Here is a 14,836-nt window from a genome sequence, read left to right on the forward strand (position 1 = left end):
ACCGCCTTGCTCCCCCCACGGGCACCGCATTTAAGGGTGGAGCAAGGTACGGCGACCTGCGGAAACGCGACCGCTCATCGGCCTCTCGCAGAACTCTCGCAACTGGTCGTTTCTGCGAGAGGCGGCGGGATCCGCAGGGAGTCCGCCACGTCAAGATCACCCTTAGCGCAACTTCCTGAACGTTCGTCCTCAAGGGCCGTTTCGACCGATGCAGTGATCTGCGAGCATCGCGCGATGGAGCGCTTGGATAGTCGGACCGTCTACACCAACGCCTGGATGACCGTCCGGGAGGATCGCGTTCGCCGGCCAGACGGCTCGACTGGCATTTACGGGGTGGTGGAGAAGCCGGACTCCGCGCTGGTCCTGCCCCGCTGGGCTGAGGGCTTCTGGCTGGTCGAGCAGTTCCGCTACCCGGTTGGCCGGCGAGCCTGGGAGTTCCCTCAGGGCAGTTGGGGACACGGGGTCAGGGGTGACGCCTCCGCGCTGGCTCGTCAGGAGTTGGCCGAGGAGACCGGATTGCGTGCGGAGACGGTCACCCATCTGGGGCACCTGTACGAGGCGTACGGCTTCTCCACCCAGGGCTTCGACGTCTACCTGGCCACCGGGTTGACCGAGGGAGAGCCGGACCGCGAGGCGACCGAGCAGGACATGGTGCACCGGTCGTTCACCGACGCGCAGATCCGCGCCATGGTGCTGGCCGGCGACATCGTCGATGCGCCGTCGCTGGCTGCGCTGACCCTCTACACACTGTCTCGTTGACCCCGCCCGCAACCTGCGCGAAAGGTTCTGGCAGGCAAGTGGCCTGGTTGGGGCACTCCATTAGGGTCGGAAGCATGACGCCAGCCCTTACCGCCAGCGCCTTCGACTCGCTGCGCCTCGACGCCGTGCCCGACCAGGAGGCGCTGCGCCGGGCCTACGACCTCCCCAGCGACGCGGCCGTGCGGAAGCAGATGACCGAACTCACCGAGCAGACCCGGCGGTTGATCGGCTGCTCCTCGCTGGTCCTGATCGCCAGCGCGGACGCCGAGGGCAACTGTGACGTCTCCCCGCGCGGCGGCCCCGCCGGGTTCGTCGCCGTCCTGGACGCACGGACAGTGGCGATACCGGACGCGACCGGCAACAAGCGCCTGGACACCCTGCAGAACATCATCGCCACCGGGCGGGCCGGGCTGCTGTTCATCATCCCGGGGCGCACCACGACACTCAGGGTGAACGGCCGGGCCTGCGTCTCCACTCGCCCCGAGCTGCTGACGCAGCTGACCGCCGTCGGGAAGCCACCGGCCAGTGCCCTGGTGCTGGGCATCGAAGAGGTCTACCCGCACTGCCCCAAGTCGCTGCTGCGCGGTGGGGCCTGGAAGCCCGAGCAGTGGCTGCCGGCGGACGCCCAGCCAACCTCGGCCGAGGTGACGCTGGCCCAGCTGCGGATGCCGGAGCTGACGATCGCCGACATCGAGCGGGCGGAGGCGGACTCGCTGAAATACCGGTACGAGTGACGGGCCGCCCGGCGATCGTGCGTGCACTGGCGCTTCGTACTCACTGAGGATCGGATGTCGTCCAACCCGGCAGAGGTTGCGCCGACCGGCGTCTGCGGCGCCAGAGCAGGAGAGCGGCACCGAGGACCACGCCCCCGCCGATGACCGCGCTCACGAGCATCCGCTGCGGGCCGCGATTCGGGCGACCGGCGCTTCGGACGGTCAGGTCGGGCAGCAGGCCGGTGGCGACGTCCAGGTCGTAGATGTGGCAGGTCTGCATACCGAGTTCGCAGGTGGAACCGGTGTCGAAGCGGGACAGTGTCCGGCGGGCTCCGCTGCCGAGGCGCACCTCGGCCAGTGCCACGTGGCCCTCGGCGTCGATGGTCGTGACGACGACGCTGTCCGCGGAGCGCCAGCCGAGCAGTTGCCCGATGTCCGGGACCGGCGGTGGCGGTGGCGTTCCGGCGTCGACGACGGGTAGGAAGGCGACGTCACCGACCTTCCACTGGTACTGGCCGTGGCCGGTGATGCCGCCGGATGGTCCCTCGGCGATCCACGGCACGGTGGCGAGGAACCTACCGTCCGGCGACCAGCCGACGTTGGCGGCCAGCTCGCGGCCAGCCGTCATCGGGACGCTGCCGTACTCGCGGCCGTCAAGGTCGATGAGGTGGACCTTCTGCGCGACCTGCACGGCGAGGTGGCGCCCGTCCGGAGCGAATGAGGCCGTCCACGGCGGTGCGATCGCTGGCACCACGGTGCTGTGTCCGGTGGACAGGTCGAGCAGCCGCAGTGTGCCGGCCTGGGCCACCTCCGGGTCGACGAAGTTGACGGTGCCGAACTCGCCGGAGCGGGTGAGGGGCACGGCGCTGTACGCGACGTGCCGGCCGTCGGAGGACCAGGCCAGCAGGCGTACGCCGACCCGCTCACCGAGGGGAATCGATCGGCGTTCGCCGCTGGTCAGGTCGACGAGGATGAGGTCGTCGGTCATGCCGCGTTCGTCGCCGAGCAGCACGCGGGTGCCGTCCGGGGCGAGCAACGCCGACGGGAGCTTGCGCTCCTCCAGTGCGTCCACGCGCCGGTACGTGTCCCCGTCTGCCCCGACGACCAGCGGCTGGATCATGTTGAGCGTCTCGCCGTTGCCGTACACGTAGAGGGCGATCGCCCGGCCCGGCGGAGCCTTTGCGACGGTGCTGGTGAATATCGAGTAGCCGGCGAAGCGGTCGGGCAGGGTCGGCGTCGTCGCGGGTGCCGCTGTCTGGACGGGAAGCTCGAGGCCGGGAATGGCCACGAGGGCCAGGAGGAGCACGACGGCCGCCACCGCGGCGGTGCCGATCCGATGTCGCCGCACCGTGCGGCGGCCTCGGATGAGTACGGCGTCCAGGTAATCGGGCGGCAGCGGCGGCGGATCGTCCGGCAGGGCGGCGAACAGGTCCCTCATGGCGTGTCCGACCCTCCCGGCACGTAGTTCGGCAGTAGGCGACGCAGCGCGGCGATGGCGTACGAGGTCTGGCTCTTGACGGTGCCGGCGGAGCAGCCCAGCGTGGCGGCGGTCTGCGCGACGTCGAGGTCCTCCCAGTACCGCAGGACCAGCACCGCACGCTGGCCTCGGGACAGCTTCGCGAGCGCGGTCAGCAGGTCGACGCGGTGTTCGGCGCCGGCCAGCGGTGCCGTCGGGAGCTCGATCACGTCGGCTACCGGCCGGACCCGGCGGGTCCAGGACCGCTCCCGCTCGGCCAGGTAGGCGTGGACCAGCATGGCCCGCACGTAGGCGTCGACCGAGTCGGCTGCCGATGCCTTGCGCCAGTGCCGGTACAGCGCGACGAGGCACTCCTGCACCAGGTCGTCAGCCGTCGACCACTGCCCGCACAGTCGGTACGCCAGCCGCCGTAGCGACCGCGTGCGTGCCTGCACGTACTCGACGTACTCTCGTTCACTGCGCAACCCGGCCTCCCCGCAATACTAGGAGTGGCCCGAGGCGCGTTTCGGTTGTGGCCGGTGGTGATCGAAAATGCGGGCGGGAGACCGGGCAGCTACCTGCGGGCGTACGTCGTGCGCGCCAGGGCCACCTCGGCTGCCTGGCGCTCGCGCCAACGGCGCTGACTGTCCCGGTTGCAGGCGCGGCACGTCCGGCGATACCGGCCCGTCGTCTCATCGATCTCGCGTTCGTGCCCGTTGCGACAGGTGGATCCCTGCGTACGTGTGCGGCAGATCTCCGCGTGACTGACCTGCCGCAGATGGGTGGGCTCGATGCAGTCCTTGGCGTCGCACAGGTGGTCGATCTCCAGGTCGGGGTCGTAGCCGCCGACGAAAGCGGCGTAGGCCGCGATGTGTGCCCAGGCCCTGCCGGCGACCTTCTGGTAGACGCCGCGTCGTGTGCCGTAGCCACGGACGATCAGGCAGCCGTCGTCCTGCCGGGCGGACCGTTCGAGCAGGTACCGGCGGAGACTGTCCTCGGTGAAGTGTTGCGACAAACCGTTGACCGCGCCGAGCACGACGCCACTCTAACGGGTCGCCCCTCCGGTACGGTGCGGCGATCGGTGCCCAGCGAGGAGTCGACGTGATCGCACAACGGCTGAGGGTCGCCGCGTACGCGGTGTGCCTGCGAGACGACCACCTGCTGCTCGCCCGCTTCGTCGCACCCGACCGGTCCACGCGCCACTGGACGCTGCCCGGCGGAGGGGTCGAACACGCGGAGGATCCGTTCGATGCCGTGATCCGGGAAGTGGCCGAGGAGACGGGTTACCAGGCGCACGTCGAGCAGTTGCTCGGAGTGAACTCGCGGACGAGGTACGTGGAGCGACCCGGCGAGGACGTCGTCGAGTTACACATGCTGGCCATGTTCTACCGCGCGCGAATCGTCGGCGGCGAGCTTCGACCCGAGACGGGAGGCACGACCGACCTGGCCCAGTGGATCCCCATGGCACAGGTGGTGACCCTGGAGCGCTCCGTCGTCGTCGACATCGGGCTCGAACTGCACCGCCGCGCGCCGTCCACCGGGCACTTGGAGCCGATCCGCATGACCGACCTCCTGCGGCACTGACGCGGCGCGCCGTCAGCTAGGCGTGTTAATCCGCTTCGACCGCGACCTCGCTGAGGACGAGTTCCGCGACGGCGTCGGGACGGTCGAGCGGGACGAGGTGGCCACTGCGCGCCACGAGCGTGCCAGTCAGATCGTCGGCGATCGGTGTCAACTGCCGGTGCAGCAGGTCGCCGACCGTGTTGCCGCCGACGGCGAGGGTGGGCACGGTCAGCCGGCCGGCCGCGGCGACCGCCGCCGCGTTCTGATCCGCCGCTCGGTAGTAGCCGAAGCCGCAGCGCAACGCTTCCTGCCCGGTGTACGCGCGGACGAACGCCTTCCGAATGTCCGGCGGCACGCCCCGACGCTCGTAGGTTCCGGCTGTGAGGAACCAGTCGAGGTAGGCGCCCTCGTGGCCCTCCAGCACTGTCTCGGCCAGTTCTGGGGCCGAGTGGAAGCCGAACCACCAGGGCGGAGTGGCGAATCCGCCGGGAAGTCCCGGCAGCACCGCCTCCATGAGGATCAGGCGGCGGACCCGGGTCGGGTGCAGCGCGCCGAGCAGGAAGGCGGCGGGGACCCCGGCGTCGAGGGCCACCACGTCGGCGCTGTCCACCCCGAGCGCGTCGAGCAGGCCGAGCATGTCGTCGGCACCGGTTGCGGCGTCGAAGCCGTCCACCGTGCGGGCGCTGTCGCCTAGCCCTCGCAGGTCGGGCGCGATGATCCGGCGTTGGCCGGTCAGGAGCGGCAGGACGTTCTGCCACACCTGCCACGTGTGTGGCCAACCATGCATCAGCAGCACCGGCGGCCCGCTGCCGTCCAGCGCCACGTTCAATTCGGTGTCGTTGGTGGGGATTCGTCGTAGGTTCATCTCATCCTCAGCGGTTACCATCGGTTACCTACTCAATGATGGATGGGACCGGATGATCGGACAAGACGGCACTTCAGCGACACCTGGTGAGCTGGAGGTAACCGGGAATCTCTTCAGCCCGGAGTGCCCTACCCGGCAGTTGCTCGACCGGATCGGCGACAAGTGGACGTCGATGCTGATCAAGGTGCTCGCCGAGGTCCACCCGGGTGAGCTTGGGTTTGCCGAACTGCGCCGCCGTACGCCCGGGGTGTCACACAAGATGCTGTCGCAAACCTTGCAGAGCCTGCGTCGCGATGGCCTGGTCACCCGCCGGGTCGAGCCGACCGTTCCTCCACGCGTCTACTACGCGCTCACCGACCTGGGCCTCTCCCTGGACACCCCACTGGCTGGGGTGCGGGCATGGGCCGAGCAGCACATGGCTACCGTCGCCAGGGCCCGTCGCCGTCACGACGAGTGAGACCTTCACCGCCGACCGGCTCCCGACACCGCACCCGCACGTCGCCGTGGTGATCGACTGCCACGGCGGCGTGCGGGTCGGTCGGTGGTCAGCCCTGGCGGCCGAGCCACTCCCGGTACGCGGTGGGTGCGATGAAGGCGTCGCCCTTGGAGATGAGGACGTCCCCGGGAACGGCGGCGAACATGCCGACGCTGTCGTCGGTGGTGACGGTGCGGTGGTCACCGCGGGCGGCGAGCGTGATCTTGCCGAGCTCGACGAGCGGGAAGACGTCGGGGCCGGCGATGTTGCGGATGCCCTGCAGGGGAGTGCCCGCGCTCACCTCGGCGACGGCCTGCGCGACGTCGGCCGCCGCGATCGGCTGCACGGGGGTGGTGGGCAGGCGGACGCCGTTCTCGTCGGAGGTCCAGGAGATGACCGCCTCCATGAACTCGAAGAACTGGGTGGCGCGGACGATCGAGTACGGCAGCGGGCCGGCCTTGAGGATGTCCTCCTGCAGGACCTTGGCACGGTAGTAGTCCAGGGCGGGGACCTCGTCGACACCGACGATGGACAGGATCACCGCGTGGCCGACACCGGCCTGCTGGGCGACCGTCAGCATGTTGTCCATGGTCGTCCGGAAGAAGGCGGGCGAGGCCTCGTCGAAGGTCGGCGAGTTCGTCAGGTTGACCACGACCTCGGCGCCCTTGAGCGCCTCGGGCAGACCGGCGCCGGTGAGGAGGTCCACTCCGGTGGACTGCGAGTGCGGCACCGCCTCGTGGCCGGCCGCCTGAAGAATCTTGACGACCTGCGACCCGATGAGGCCGGTTCCACCCAGCACGGCGATCTTCATGTCCATCACACCTTTCCTGTACGGATGTGGCCCATTCGTCCGACCACACGAGTGCGGTCGTTACTCGGACTCATCTTGTCCGAGTAACTATACTCGGACAGAAGAGGTCCGAGTAACGGGGTGGCTAGGGTGATGCGATGAAGATGTCCGGCGGTGTCGAGTGGGCGCTGCACTGCTGTGTCGTCCTCACCACCAGCAGCAGGCCCGTCCCGGCGGCCAAGCTCGCGGAGCTGCACGACGTCTCCGGCAGCTACCTCGCCAAGCAGCTCCAGTCGCTGGCCCGCGCCGGCCTCATCCACTCCGTCCAGGGCAAGTCCGGCGGCTACGCGCTGACCCGCGCCCCGGAGAGCATCACCCTGCTCGACGTGGTCCACGCTGTCGACGGCCCGGGCCCCGCCTTCGTCTGCACCGAGATCCGCCAGCGCGGCCCGCTGGCGACCCCGGCCGACGCCTGCACCGGGCCCTGCCCGATCGCCCACGCCATGTGGACGGCCGAGACGGCCTGGCGTCAGGCGCTCGCCGCGGTCACCATCGCCGACCTCGCCCGCGACGTCGAAGCCACGTCGGGCCCGGAGGCCCTGGTCGGCGTCCGCACCTGGCTCGTCGGCGAGAGGGACGGCTGACCGGGGATGATGTGCGGGTGCCGCTTCTCGTCGCGCCCGCCCTACCCGCCGGCAGCCTCGGTGCCCGAGCCCAACCCCGTCTCGCCGTACGCCCGGGATTGGCGCTGCGGCCGTGGCGGAGCGCGGACGCCCCGGTCGTCCGGGCTGCCTTCGACTGCCCTGCGATCCAGCGCTGGCATGTCCGCCGCCTCGACGGCGACGACGAGGCGCGGGCGTGGACGGCGCAGTGGGCCGACCGCTGGCGCACCGAGACGGCCGCCAGTTGGGCCATCGTCGACGCCGACGACCAGCCGGTCGGTCAGGTGGGCCTGCGCGGGGTGCTGCTGACCGAGGCGTCCGCTCACCTGTCGTACTGGGTGCTGCCCGCCGCGCGGGGCACGGGGGTCGCCGCCGCGGCGGTCCAGGCGCTGACCCGGTGGAGCTTCAGGCGGGCCGGGTTGCACCGGCTGTCCCTGGAGCACTCGACCGGCAACGCGGCGTCGTGCCGGGTGGCCGCGCGGGCGGGCTTCGCGGTGGAGGGGCTGCTCCGCGCAGCGGTGCGGCACGCCGACGGTTGGCACGACATGCACCTGCACGCCCGGCTGCGCACCGACTGAGGAGCGCCGTCAGCCGGCGTGGCGGACCTCGGTGTCCCAGATCTGCGCCCACGGACGCCGCAGCCCTTGGCACACGAAGATCGGGCCGCCGTTCTCGTCGTTGGCCACCTCGACCCGCTGGTCCACGAGCCCGGCCATCGTGCACCCGTCGAACCAGCTGGCCAGCGGCTCGGCGCGCTGCCAGCCGACGACGATCACCACGTCGGCGTCGGCGGGTGGACGGCCGAAGTCGACCATGCTGTTGTGCCCGGAGTACGCGCGGGGCAGGCCCCGGGCCGGACCGTAGCGGGCCAGCGCACCGGCCTCGCCGTAGTTGCCGGTCAGGATGACCGCCCGCGCGCGCTGGGCCGGAGGTAGCGCGCGGTGGACGGTGGCGACCGAGTCCGCGAATGCGGGCCAGCCGATGGTCTCGCCCGCGTCGTAGTTGACGTCGACCACGAAGCCGGGCAGGCGCTCGGCCGGCAGCACCGGCAGCAACAGCACGACCGTGGGCAGGAGGAACGGCACCGCGCCCAGCGCGAGCAGCCCACGACGAGCCCGGATCGCGCCCCGCGACGCCCAGCCGGCGGTGACCACCGCGCCGGCGGCGGTCAGGACCAAGAGCAGCGGCGCGTCGTAGTAGCCCTTGCCGCCGGCGATCAGGACGATGCCGATCGCCACGAGCCAGGCCACGCCCACCGCCCGGTACGCCCGCCACGCCGGCCGGCGCAGCAGCGCCACCAGACCGGCGAGCCAGATCGGCACGGCGTACGGGCTGATGATGAGGAACTGCAGGGTGAGCGCGTCGAGCCGGCCAGCGTACGAGCTGTCGCCGTCGGCGATCGAGCCGGCCACCGAGAGCTGCGGAAAGCCGTGCGTGGCCTGCCAGATCAGGGTCGGTGCGGCCAGCACGGCGACGATCCCGACGGCGGCGAGCACCCAGCGGTCGCGCAGCAGCCGACGCGGCCCGGCGATGCTCAGCCCGGCGATCAGACCCACGGCCAGCAGCGCGGGCAGCAGCTTGTTGAGCATGCCGACGCCCAGTGCCAGCCCGATGCCGAGTGCCCACCGGCTGTCGCCGGTGCGCAGCAGCCGCACGGCACACAGCGCCGCGACCAGCCAGACCAGCAGGTCGACGGTGGTGGTGCTGAGCAGGTGCCCGCCGGCGAGCACGATGCCGGACAGGGCGGCGAGCACCGCCGCGAAGCTCTGCCCGCCGCGGCCGGCGCCGAACTCCCGGGCGATGGCGGCGACCAGCAGCACCGCGCCGCCGGCCAGCAGCGCCGACGGGGTACGCAGCACGACCAGGTTGCCCGGCGCGATCGTGTCGAGCAGCCGGGCCAGCGCCGGAACCAGCGGACCCTGGTCGACGTAGCCCCAGTCGAGGTGCCGGCCGCAGAGCAGGAAATACAACTCGTCGCGGTGGTAGCCGTAGCGGCCGGCGAGCACCAGCAGCGTCACGCTGACCGCCCCGGCCACCAACCACGGCCCGACCGCCCGGGGGCCGGGTGTCGGCGGCGCCGGTGGAGGCGTCGGGTCGGATCGTTGAGCTCGGTCGGTGGCGAGTTCGCTCACGCGTCCATCATGGCCCGTGACACCGCGTTCCGGGTGCCCGTGCCGCGCCCCGCAGAATGGGGCGATGACGATGCCCTTCCCCGAGCCCACCGATCCCGCCGGTAGCCGTACCGAGGTCTTCGTGCGGTACCTGGACTACTACCGCGAGTCGGTGCTGGCCAAGGTGTCGGCGTTGGCCGAACCGGAGCTGCGCCACAGCCGCCTGCCGTCGGGCTGGACGCCGCTGGAGTTGGTCAAGCACCTGCGCTACGTCGAGCTCCGCTGGATCGAGTGGGGCTTTCAGGGCCGGGCCGTCGCCGAGCCCTGGGGTGACCGTCGCGGGGACCGATGGTACGTCGGCGCCGAGGAGACCCGCTCGGATCTGGTGGCGGCACTGCGCGCGCAGGGCGCACACACCAGCGCGGTGGTGACGACGCACGACCTGACGGACATCGGCGCACCGGGTCCGCGGTGGAACGGCGCCGACCCCGCGTCGCTGGAGCGGGTGCTGTTCCACCTCTTCCAGGAGTACGCCCGCCACCTCGGTCACCTCGACGTCGTGACCGAACTCGCTGGCGGCCCGACCGGCGAGTGAACCCGAGCGGCGCTGGGGCGACCCGCCCGACTCGACGGGCGTACCGGAAAATCGTCTGGCGGCCCGCGTACCGTCGGTGCGAGGCTGACCGGCGTGACAGCGGATGCTCTGGCCGGAGCCCTGGCCGACGACGGACGCCGACGGGTCTTCGCGGCGATCGTGCTGGGCGCGCGAGACGCGGCCCAGATCACCCAACGCACCGGCCTGCCGGCGCGGACGGTGCTGACGGCAACCCGCCGGCTCGCCGACGCGGGCCTGGTGACCGGGCCCGACGGCGGGCTCGCGGCCGACGAGGAGTCGTTGCGCGCGGCGGCGCGGGAGCGTCGGCCGGCCGATGACGCGGCGCCGGGTGACGACCCGGTGCTGCGGACCTTCGTGCGCGACGGCGCGCTGGTGGGAATGCCGGCGCAGCTCACCCGGCGGCGGATGCTGCTCGCGCACATCGCGGAACGGTCGTTCGAGCCGGGGACGCGCTACGCCGAGCAGGCCGTGGACGAGGCGCTCAAGCCGTGGTGCGCGGCCGGCGCATCGGACCACGCGACGCTGCGCCGCTACCTCGTCGACGAGCGGCTGCTCACCCGCGAGCACGGGATCTACCAGCGCGGGTAATTCCGTTGACCACGTGCTGATGATCGAAAAGTGACCACGATCCTCCACCCCAGCTGGGTGACCACCGCCGTCAGTCCCGCACACACCGACGCGGTGCGGCTGCTGCGTGAGTACATGACGGAGATGGTGGACCGGTACCACCGCCGCCCGGCCCGCCCCGGCGAGGTCGACGAGGCGCTGGCCGAGTTGCCCAGCGACGACCTGGCAGCCCCGACCGGCCTGCTCCTGATCGCCCACCACGGCGCGGACCTGGCCGGCTGCGCCGGGCTGCGGTGGCACCCGGACTGGGCCGAGTTGACCCGGGTGTTCGTCCGCCCCGCGCATCGCGGCACCGGTGGTGGTGCGGCACTGCTGGCGGCCGTCGAGCAGCGGGCCCGGGCGGCCGGGTCGGATCGGATCCGGCTGGACACCCGCGACGACCTCGTCGAGGCACGCGCCCTGTACGCGCGGCACGGCTACGTCGAGATCCCGGCGTACTCGCACGGGCCGTACGCGGAGCACTGGTTCGAGAAGCGGCTGAGCTGACCGGTTGACGACGGCCTCCTGTTCCGTTAAATAAGGAAGAGGAACTTGAGTCGCCCCGGCTCAAGACATCACCTTCGGCCAGGAGAACCGAGGAGGCACAACCATGCTGATGCGCACCGACCCCTTCCGCGAGATCGACCGGCTCGCCGAGCAGTTCTTCGGCACCACCGCCCGTCCCGCGATGATGCACCTGGACGCCTACCGCGACGGGGACTACTTCTACGCCGCGTTCGATCTGCCCGGTGTCGACCCGGACACCATCGACTGCACGGTGGAACGCAACGTGCTCACCGTCCGCGCCGAGCGTCGCCGGCCCGCTGGTGACCGCGTCGAGCTGGTCGCCGCCGAGCGTCCGATGGGCACGTTCACCCGGCAGTTGTTCCTGGGCGACACCTTGGACGCCGACAAGCTGGAGGCCGGCTACGACAACGGGGTGCTGACGTTGCGCATCCCGGTCGCCGAGCGGGCCAAGCCCCGCCGGGTGGCCATCAAGGCCAACGGCGACGGGCACCGACAGATCAACGCCTGAGCAGCGGCTCGGGGCGGGCCGGTCGGTCCGCCCCGAGCCCGCGCGGGTAGGCCGGCTGGCCAGGACCACGGTGGTCCCGGCGCGCCTGCACGGGGAATCCAGCCAGAGCTGAGAACCTTTTTCACATGGTGTCCTCCGACGCTCCGGTGCTCGCTCGCGCGACCGCTCCACCGGCTCTGCCCAGCGGGCCCGTCGACGTCACCGAAGCGTGGTTGCGCAACCGCCGCCTGTCCGAGCACACCCGCGACGCGTACCGGCGCGACGTCACCGCCTGGCTCACCTGGTGCGCCGAGCGCGACCTGGATCCGCTACGGGCCAACTTCCTGCACGTCAACGAGTACGCCCGGGCGCTGGAGTCGACACTCGGCGCACGCAGCGGCCGGCCGTTGACCCCGGCGACCGTGGCGCGTCGGCTCTCCGCGCTGTCCAGCTGGTACGACTTCCTCGTCAAGCTCGGCGCGGTGCCGGCCAACCCGGTCTCCGGAGCGGACCGGCCGCGCGTCGACCGCGACCACTCCGCCACGGTGGGCCTCACCCCGGAAGAGGTGGATGCGTTGCTGAGCGCCGCCGACGCGGACACCGGCCCCACGGCCGCCCGCAACCGGGCGGCCATCGCGCTCCTGGCCGACCTGGGTCTGCGAGTCGGGGAGCTGGTCTCGCTGGACCTGGCCGACCTGGGCGCCGAACGCGGGCACCGCAGCGTGCGGTTCGTCGGCAAGGGCGGCAAGCCGCGCCGGCGTGCCCTCACCCCGGGCACCGGGTACGCGGTGGACGCCTACCTGGCCCAGCGGGCCGCGGCCAGCGGCGTGTCGGTGCTGGAGCTCACCGGTCCACTGCTGGTCACCGCCAGCGGCGCCCGCCTGGACCGGCACTCGGTCTTCCGGCTGGTCCGCCGGCTGGCCCGGGCGGCCGGCATCCCGGCCTGGGCGAAGCTCTCGCCACACTCGCTGCGCCACGCCTTCGCCACCACCGCCCGCTCGGAGGGCGTCCCACTCGAGGACGTGCAGGACGCGATGGGGCACGCCGATCCGCGTACCACCCGCCGCTACGACCGGGACCGGCACAACCTCGACCGCGATCCGGCGTACGCGGTGTGGGCGGCTCGGTCGCGCCGCCGCGGCTGAGCGTCGTACCCCCGCCCTACGGTCACCGGATGAGACACGGTCTGGAGATCTCCTGCGGCGGTGCCGCCGTCGCGGTGTCCACCCTGGTCGAGTTGGGCGAGTTGGCCGAACGCGCCGGGTGGGACGGGGTGTTCCTGGAGGACTACCTCATCCACTACGACGGCGACGACCCGCACACCTACGATCCGTGGCTGGTGCTCGCGGCGATCGCCGGCCGGACCAGCCGGGTGCGGCTGGGCACCACGGTCACCGCGCTGCCCCGGCGGCGTCCGGCGAAGCTGGCCCGCGAGGTGCTCACCCTCGACCACCTCAGCGCGGGCCGGGCCGTCGTCGCGGTCGGCGTCGGTGACCCGGGTGACCGGGGCATGGCCGCGTTCGGTGAGCCGACCGAGGCGGCCGTGCGGGCGGCGATGCTCGACGAGGGTCTCGACCTGCTGACCGGGCTGCTCACCGGGGAGCCGGTCCGCCACCTCGGCACGCACTACCGGGCCGACGGGGTGGCGCTGCGACCGGCGCCGGTGCAGTCGCCCCGGGTGCCGGTCTGGGTCGGCGGCAGCACCCAGGCCGGGGCCGTACGCCGCCGGGCGGCCCGCGCCGACGGCATCGTCCCGTACAAGCTCACCGACACCGACGGGTGGTCCGACTTCACCGCCGAGGAGGTCGCCGACCTGGTCGCCGCACTGCCCGCCACCCGCGCCGACGGCCAGCCGTTCGACGTGGCGATCGGCGGGCGGCGGCGCCGACCGGACGAGCGCGCCGAGCGCGCCTACCTCGAAGAAATCGCCGCCGCCGGCGCCACCTGGTGGCTGGAATTCATCCCGGCCGGTGACCCGGCGGCGCAGCGGGCCGCGGTCGCCCGTGGTCCGCTGCGCTGACGTGGCAGCCAGGTCAGGGCGGGGGGAACGGCCGCACCGTCACCCGGGCGATGCCCTCACGGCAGACCAGTCGGGCACCGGCGCTCCGACAGTCGGCCGCTCCCGCCGGGAGCACCCCGCGTACCCGGGGCCCGTCGCGACCCGCCGTCGCGATCAGGTTGCGCTCGCCGTCCGCCGCCGTCCCGAAGAGCACGAGCGGCCCGTTGCCCGCCCGCGAGCCCGCCACCGTGCGCCACCGCGCCCCGGCCGGCCACATCCAGACCAGCGCGCCGGAGCCCGCGTCGAGGGCCCACCGGCCGCGCTCGTCCTGGCCGCACAGCAGGCCCTCGCAGGGCCGCAGCGTCAGCTCACCCCGCTCGACCGGCATCCGCCAGCGCTGCGCCACCGTGGGCAGGTCGTACCCGGTCAGCGCCACGCCGCCGCCGACCGGGTGCCGCAGCACCAGCCGCCCGCCGATGACCTGGGGATTGTCGGGGCTGTAGTCGGCCGGCGGCAGCAACCCCTGCCCGCGGACCGTCCCGTCACGGGCGTCGAGCAGCCGGGTCAGCCCGTCGTCCTGCACCAGCAGCACGCTGCCGGGCAGCACTCTCAGCACGGCCGTGGACGGCACCCGCACCGACCAGCGGGTGGCGCCGCTGGCCGGGTCGACGCCGTGCACCTCGCCCTCGACCCGGCGACCCGGCTCGGAGGCGCTGCGGACCTCGCTCACCCCGACCGCGGCGTCGCCGGCCGCGTACACCCGCTCGGGTCGCCGCCACAGCGGCCGACCGGTACGCACCGACCGCGCGGTGGTCGCGGTCACCCGACGCACCTGGTCGCGTTCGGTGATCAGCAGGAGGTCACCGGCGGCCTCGGCGGACCAGCCGACGGCCGGCGGCACGGCGACCCGCCAGCGTGCCGGGCGACCGGGCGCCGCCACGTCGTAGGCGCTCACCGTCGGTGGATCGGTGCCCGGGTCGACGACCAGCAGCAACGGGCCCGCGCTGAGCAGCGTCGAGCGGTCGGGCAGGGGCGGCCCGACCTGGGCCAGCAGGCGCGCCGGTGCGGTGGCGCCGCCGAGCAGGGTGCACACCACCAGCAGCAACGCCACCCGCCAGCGACGGGACAGCGCCACCGGCGGCGGCCCACGGTCGTCCAGGGGCGCGCCCCGGGTGTCGTCCAGCTCGATCAGCACTTCCACCGTGC

The 14,836-nt window shown here is 72.4% G+C and carries 19 protein-coding genes; 12 read left to right on the forward strand and 7 right to left on the reverse strand.

The window, feature by feature from the left end:
• The first annotated feature begins 234 nt into the window (after positions 1–234).
• Positions 235–759: an NUDIX hydrolase gene (locus tag V6V47_RS24100; RefSeq protein ID WP_334630626.1), complete on the forward strand. Its 525-nt coding sequence runs from the start codon at positions 235–237 to the stop codon at positions 757–759.
• A 74-nt stretch (positions 760–833) separates the two neighbouring features.
• Positions 834–1,493 carry an MSMEG_1061 family FMN-dependent PPOX-type flavoprotein gene (locus V6V47_RS24105; RefSeq protein WP_334630627.1) on the forward strand — a complete coding sequence of 220 codons (660 nt, stop codon included), beginning with the start codon at positions 834–836 and terminating at the stop codon, positions 1,491–1,493.
• A gap of 40 nt (positions 1,494–1,533) precedes the next feature.
• Here the strand turns inward: V6V47_RS24105 and V6V47_RS24110 are convergent, their stop codons facing one another.
• The 3 genes from V6V47_RS24110 to V6V47_RS24120 all read right to left on the reverse strand — a co-directional run bounded on the left by V6V47_RS24110 (position 1,534) and on the right by V6V47_RS24120 (position 3,964).
• Complete coding sequence (locus V6V47_RS24110; RefSeq protein WP_334630628.1) at positions 1,534–2,910, reverse strand: hypothetical protein; 1,377 nt, start codon at positions 2,908–2,910, stop codon at positions 1,534–1,536.
• The gene (locus V6V47_RS24115) at positions 2,907–3,413 is read right to left on the reverse strand and encodes a SigE family RNA polymerase sigma factor (protein WP_334630629.1); all 507 of its coding nucleotides are present in this window, start codon (positions 3,411–3,413) and stop codon (positions 2,907–2,909) included. Before V6V47_RS24115 ends, V6V47_RS24110 begins: the two co-directional genes overlap by 4 nt.
• Positions 3,414–3,502: 89 nt before the next feature.
• Complete coding sequence (locus V6V47_RS24120; RefSeq protein WP_334630630.1) at positions 3,503–3,964, reverse strand: HNH endonuclease; 462 nt, start codon at positions 3,962–3,964, stop codon at positions 3,503–3,505.
• A 65-nt stretch (positions 3,965–4,029) separates the two neighbouring features.
• Between V6V47_RS24120 and V6V47_RS24125 the strand changes: the two genes are divergently transcribed.
• The gene (locus tag V6V47_RS24125; protein ID WP_334630631.1) at positions 4,030–4,512 is read left to right on the forward strand and encodes an NUDIX hydrolase; all 483 of its coding nucleotides are present in this window, start codon (positions 4,030–4,032) and stop codon (positions 4,510–4,512) included.
• A 25-nt stretch (positions 4,513–4,537) separates the two neighbouring features.
• On the opposite strand, the gene V6V47_RS24130 is transcribed toward V6V47_RS24125, so the two are convergent.
• Entirely contained in the window at positions 4,538–5,356 is an 819-nt protein-coding gene (locus V6V47_RS24130) for an alpha/beta fold hydrolase (protein ID WP_334630632.1), read from the reverse strand.
• Between the two features lie 52 nt (positions 5,357–5,408).
• On the opposite strand from V6V47_RS24130, the gene V6V47_RS24135 reads away from it, so the two are divergent.
• Positions 5,409–5,813: a winged helix-turn-helix transcriptional regulator gene (locus V6V47_RS24135; protein WP_334630633.1), complete on the forward strand. Its 405-nt coding sequence runs from the start codon at positions 5,409–5,411 to the stop codon at positions 5,811–5,813.
• Positions 5,814–5,901: 88 nt separating this feature from the next.
• Here V6V47_RS24135 and V6V47_RS24140 read toward each other — a convergent pair whose 3' ends face one another.
• The gene (locus tag V6V47_RS24140) at positions 5,902–6,642 is read right to left on the reverse strand and encodes an SDR family oxidoreductase (protein ID WP_334630634.1); all 741 of its coding nucleotides are present in this window, start codon (positions 6,640–6,642) and stop codon (positions 5,902–5,904) included.
• A 137-nt stretch (positions 6,643–6,779) separates the two neighbouring features.
• Between V6V47_RS24140 and V6V47_RS24145 the strand changes: the two genes are divergently transcribed.
• Together V6V47_RS24145 and V6V47_RS24150 are read left to right on the forward strand one after the other, a co-directional pair.
• On the forward strand, positions 6,780–7,265 hold the full coding sequence (locus V6V47_RS24145) for an RrF2 family transcriptional regulator (RefSeq protein WP_334630635.1): 486 nt from the start codon (positions 6,780–6,782) through the stop codon (positions 7,263–7,265).
• 17 nt (positions 7,266–7,282) lie between these two features.
• Positions 7,283–7,861: a GNAT family N-acetyltransferase gene (locus V6V47_RS24150; protein ID WP_334630636.1), complete on the forward strand. Its 579-nt coding sequence runs from the start codon at positions 7,283–7,285 to the stop codon at positions 7,859–7,861.
• 9 nt (positions 7,862–7,870) lie between these two features.
• Here V6V47_RS24150 and V6V47_RS24155 read toward each other — a convergent pair whose 3' ends face one another.
• Positions 7,871–9,415 carry an ArnT family glycosyltransferase gene (locus V6V47_RS24155; RefSeq protein WP_334630637.1) on the reverse strand — a complete coding sequence of 515 codons (1,545 nt, stop codon included), beginning with the start codon at positions 9,413–9,415 and terminating at the stop codon, positions 7,871–7,873.
• Positions 9,416–9,479: 64 nt separating this feature from the next.
• Here V6V47_RS24155 and V6V47_RS24160 point away from each other — a divergent pair, with 64 nt between their 5' ends.
• The 6 genes from V6V47_RS24160 (at position 9,480) to V6V47_RS24185 (ending at position 13,651) form a co-directional block, all read left to right on the forward strand.
• Positions 9,480–9,989 (forward strand): mycothiol transferase, encoded by a 510-nt coding sequence (locus tag V6V47_RS24160; RefSeq protein WP_334630638.1) that lies wholly within the window; start codon positions 9,480–9,482, stop codon positions 9,987–9,989.
• A 93-nt stretch (positions 9,990–10,082) separates the two neighbouring features.
• Positions 10,083–10,598 carry a DUF2087 domain-containing protein gene (locus tag V6V47_RS24165; RefSeq protein WP_334630639.1) on the forward strand — a complete coding sequence of 172 codons (516 nt, stop codon included), beginning with the start codon at positions 10,083–10,085 and terminating at the stop codon, positions 10,596–10,598.
• Positions 10,599–10,628: 30 nt separating this feature from the next.
• The gene (locus V6V47_RS24170; protein ID WP_334630640.1) at positions 10,629–11,123 is read left to right on the forward strand and encodes a GNAT family N-acetyltransferase; all 495 of its coding nucleotides are present in this window, start codon (positions 10,629–10,631) and stop codon (positions 11,121–11,123) included.
• A gap of 103 nt (positions 11,124–11,226) precedes the next feature.
• Positions 11,227–11,652 (forward strand): Hsp20/alpha crystallin family protein, encoded by a 426-nt coding sequence (locus V6V47_RS24175; protein WP_334630641.1) that lies wholly within the window; start codon positions 11,227–11,229, stop codon positions 11,650–11,652.
• A gap of 125 nt (positions 11,653–11,777) precedes the next feature.
• Positions 11,778–12,776 carry a tyrosine-type recombinase/integrase gene (locus tag V6V47_RS24180; protein WP_334630642.1) on the forward strand — a complete coding sequence of 333 codons (999 nt, stop codon included), beginning with the start codon at positions 11,778–11,780 and terminating at the stop codon, positions 12,774–12,776.
• A gap of 29 nt (positions 12,777–12,805) precedes the next feature.
• Entirely contained in the window at positions 12,806–13,651 is an 846-nt protein-coding gene (locus tag V6V47_RS24185; RefSeq protein WP_334630643.1) for an LLM class flavin-dependent oxidoreductase, read from the forward strand.
• Between the two features lie 13 nt (positions 13,652–13,664).
• Here the strand turns inward: V6V47_RS24185 and V6V47_RS24190 are convergent, their stop codons facing one another.
• Positions 13,665–14,831 (reverse strand): outer membrane protein assembly factor BamB family protein, encoded by a 1,167-nt coding sequence (locus V6V47_RS24190; protein WP_334630644.1) that lies wholly within the window; start codon positions 14,829–14,831, stop codon positions 13,665–13,667.
• Between the last annotated feature and the right edge of the window lie 5 nt (positions 14,832–14,836).

Source organism: Micromonospora sp. CPCC 205539 (assembly GCF_036906815.1).
Taxonomy (GTDB): Bacteria; Actinomycetota; Actinomycetes; order Mycobacteriales; family Micromonosporaceae; genus Micromonospora.

What these genes read in the sequence shown, in the direction of transcription:
- V6V47_RS24130 (WP_334630632.1), bottom strand. Translation starts at nt 5,356, where the DNA reads ATGAACCTACGACGAATCCCCACCAACGACACCGAATTGAACGTGGCG.
- V6V47_RS24185 (WP_334630643.1), top strand. Translation starts at nt 12,806, where the DNA reads ATGAGACACGGTCTGGAGATCTCCTGCGGCGGTGCCGCCGTCGCGGTG.
- V6V47_RS24100 (WP_334630626.1), top strand. Translation starts at nt 235, where the DNA reads ATGGAGCGCTTGGATAGTCGGACCGTCTACACCAACGCCTGGATGACC.
- V6V47_RS24110 (WP_334630628.1), bottom strand. Translation starts at nt 2,910, where the DNA reads ATGAGGGACCTGTTCGCCGCCCTGCCGGACGATCCGCCGCCGCTGCCG.
- V6V47_RS24140 (WP_334630634.1), bottom strand. Translation starts at nt 6,642, where the DNA reads ATGAAGATCGCCGTGCTGGGTGGAACCGGCCTCATCGGGTCGCAGGTC.
- V6V47_RS24135 (WP_334630633.1), top strand. Translation starts at nt 5,409, where the DNA reads ATGATCGGACAAGACGGCACTTCAGCGACACCTGGTGAGCTGGAGGTA.
- V6V47_RS24180 (WP_334630642.1), top strand. Translation starts at nt 11,778, where the DNA reads ATGGTGTCCTCCGACGCTCCGGTGCTCGCTCGCGCGACCGCTCCACCG.
- V6V47_RS24105 (WP_334630627.1), top strand. Translation starts at nt 834, where the DNA reads ATGACGCCAGCCCTTACCGCCAGCGCCTTCGACTCGCTGCGCCTCGAC.
- V6V47_RS24145 (WP_334630635.1), top strand. Translation starts at nt 6,780, where the DNA reads ATGAAGATGTCCGGCGGTGTCGAGTGGGCGCTGCACTGCTGTGTCGTC.
- V6V47_RS24175 (WP_334630641.1), top strand. Translation starts at nt 11,227, where the DNA reads ATGCTGATGCGCACCGACCCCTTCCGCGAGATCGACCGGCTCGCCGAG.
- V6V47_RS24160 (WP_334630638.1), top strand. Translation starts at nt 9,480, where the DNA reads ATGACGATGCCCTTCCCCGAGCCCACCGATCCCGCCGGTAGCCGTACC.